The sequence below is a fragment of the Nitratifractor sp. genome, from assembly GCF_015487065.1.
GTDB lineage: Bacteria > Campylobacterota > Campylobacteria > Campylobacterales > Sulfurovaceae > Nitratifractor.
Genome location: NZ_WFQN01000039.1, coordinates 1 through 2,487 on the forward strand (window position 1 = coordinate 1; position 2,487 = coordinate 2,487).

3 protein-coding genes are annotated in these 2,487 nt (G+C 52.6%); 2 read left to right on the forward strand and 1 reads right to left on the reverse strand.

The window, feature by feature from the left end:
- A partial coding sequence (locus tag F8I07_RS02090) for a hypothetical protein (protein WP_292655101.1) occupies positions 1–959 on the forward strand: 959 nt, incomplete at its 5' end.
- Positions 949–1,908, forward strand: coding sequence for a tRNA dihydrouridine synthase DusB (gene dusB / locus F8I07_RS02095; protein ID WP_292655103.1), 960 nt, complete (start codon positions 949–951; stop codon positions 1,906–1,908). The genes F8I07_RS02090 and dusB, both read left to right, overlap by 11 nt.
- Positions 1,909–1,934: 26 nt before the next feature.
- Here dusB and F8I07_RS02100 read toward each other — a convergent pair.
- Positions 1,935–2,487: TSUP family transporter (locus tag F8I07_RS02100; RefSeq protein WP_292655106.1), on the reverse strand; the 553-nt coding region annotated here is incomplete at its 5' end.

Genomic DNA, 2,487 nt, shown 5'->3' on the forward strand with positions numbered 1-2,487 from the left:
ATCACAGCCTCACGATTATGGGGGTGACGATCAATCTGCCGGTTGCCGTCTGGATAGCTCTCCCGCTTCTTCTCCTCTTTCTCCTGACCCTGCTGCATATGACCTATCACGGTACGCGGGGCTATTTCCAGCGCCGCAAATGGGTCCGGGACGCTGAGGAGCTCAAAGATGCCCTCTACTGGGCGTTGCTTCAGGAGCCCAAGGAGCATCATTATTCCATCCCCAAGATGAAAGAGGTCGCTCCTCTGCTCAATGTCTCCCGTGTTCAGGTGGTGGGCAATATCCATGGTCTTTCCGACAAGCTGATGGAGACCATCGAGTGGGTTAAAAAGATCGAGAACGGTGAGTATGTGGATCTTCGGGCCAAAAAGGTGGAGCGTTTTCTCTCCAAAGAGAATCCTCTGGTGGTTCAAAATCAGATCAACCGTATCGCCCATGAGAAACGTTTTGCTGAAGATGTATTGCAGGCGAAAGAGTCTTACGATCCCAAGGTAGCGGAGCGGGCCATCGATACGCTGGTGGAAGGGGAAGATCTCTACAAGCTCAAACGTTTCCTCCCCATGATGGAGAAAAAACATCTCTACCGGCTCCTTGAACGTATCGACAGCAAAAAAGAAGATCTGGGGTTCTCTCCGGAAATGGCCAAGATTTTTCCCGTTCATTTCCCTCTAGAGTGCCCCGATTATATTCGTCTGCTTCAATCAGCTTTGCGTCATTTCAACCCTGATCAGAACCTGGCGCTTTTCAAGGAATTGGCCAAAGAGAAAGAGGCGGCTCAGAGTGCCTATCTCTATCTGCTCTTTGAATATGAGCTCCTGGATGACGCCGAAAAGTTCCTGGAGGAGCATGATGAAAACGAGTTCAAGCCCTTCCGGGCCCTTCTGATCCTCAAACGTGAGAAACACCACTTCCGTATCGACGACCTGATCGATGCCCATATCGCCTGCAATGAGGCCTGATTTTTCCCATCCTCTCTATGTTTTAGCCCCGCTGGCGGGCTTTACCGATCTCCCTTTCCGTTCCGTGGTCAAAAAGTTCGGTGTTGATCTGACTGTCAGTGAGATGATCAGCTCCAATGCTCTGGCCCACGGGAGCAAAAAGACTCAAAAGATGCTGGAGAAGTCCCCGCTGGAGACTCCCTACAGCGTGCAGATCGCCGGCAGCGATCCGGAGATCATCAAACGGGCGCTGGAGGTGCTCAACGCCCGGGAGGGGATCGACGGGATCGATCTCAACTGCGGCTGTCCCGCTCCCAAAATCGTCAACAATCTCCAGGGAAGCGCACTGCTTGGCGATCCCGAAAGCCTGGGACGGGCCATCGAGACCATCAAAAAATACTCCGACAAATCCTACACCTCCGTCAAAATGCGTCTGGGCGTGAAGGAGAAGAACCACGTGGAACTGGCCAAGGTGATGGAAGAGGCAGGGGCCGACTTCATCGCCGTACACGGACGTACCCGGGCTGGGCGCTACAAAGCTCCCGTGGATTACGATGCCATCCGTGAGGTCAAAGAGGCGGTCTCCGTCCCGGTCATCGCCAACGGCGACATCGACTCCCCCGAAAAGGCACGCTGGGTGCTGGAATATACCGGATGCGACGGTGTGATGATCGGCCGGGCCGCCGTGGGCAAACCCTGGATCTTCGCCCAGATCAAAGAGGGGATCGATACCCCGCCTCCCGAACTGATCCGGGAGGTGGTACTGGAACATTTCGACCGGATGATCGAGCACTACGGTGATTACGGCATCTTCCTTTTCCGTAAGCACCTGCACACTTATTCCAAGGTGGGTTACCCCGGTGCCGCCGCCTTCCGTAACGATGTCAACACCATCACCGATCCGGCACTGATGCGCAAAAAGGTGGAGGCGTTTTTTTCCCAGGAGCCTCTGGATCCCCGCAAGCCGTAGGGCGAGGCGACTTTTCCTCGCTTTTTTTATTTTCCAATGTAATATTTATAAACCATTGTGACAAACAGAAGAAAAATCATCCCGAACAAAATCGGCCGGATAAAGCTATCTCCTCGTTTGATAGTCATATGGCTTCCCAGATAATTTCCCAGGATACTGGCGATTACCATGGGGATCCCGATAGCGAACAACATCTTGCCCGCTATAAAAAATGAGATAAATGCCCCGACATTCGAAGAGAAGTTGAATATTTTCGACGTTGCGGAGGCTGTGACCAGACTCAATCCCATGATGTAATGCAAGGCGATGATAAGTAGACTGCCGGTCCCCGGGCCGAAAAAACCGTCGTAAAAGCCTATAATCAGTGTAACCGATGGAAAGAGTAGCGTTTTTTTGAAGGGGGTTATCTCCACTTTTGCATCATTGTTCCTTTTCGGCAAAAAAGCGAACAACAATCCCAGGGGCATCATAAAAACGATCACTTTTCCCGCCGTATTCTCATCGAGATAGAGGATGGCCTCGGCTCCGATGTAGGCGCCGATCAATGCCGCCGGGACCCCTATCGCCACAAGATCCCAG

Bases quoted from the DNA above. Each gene is read 5' to 3' on its own strand.
- dusB (WP_292655103.1), top strand. From the start codon at position 949: ATGAGGCCTGATTTTTCCCATCCTCTCTATGTTTTAGCCCCGCTGGCG.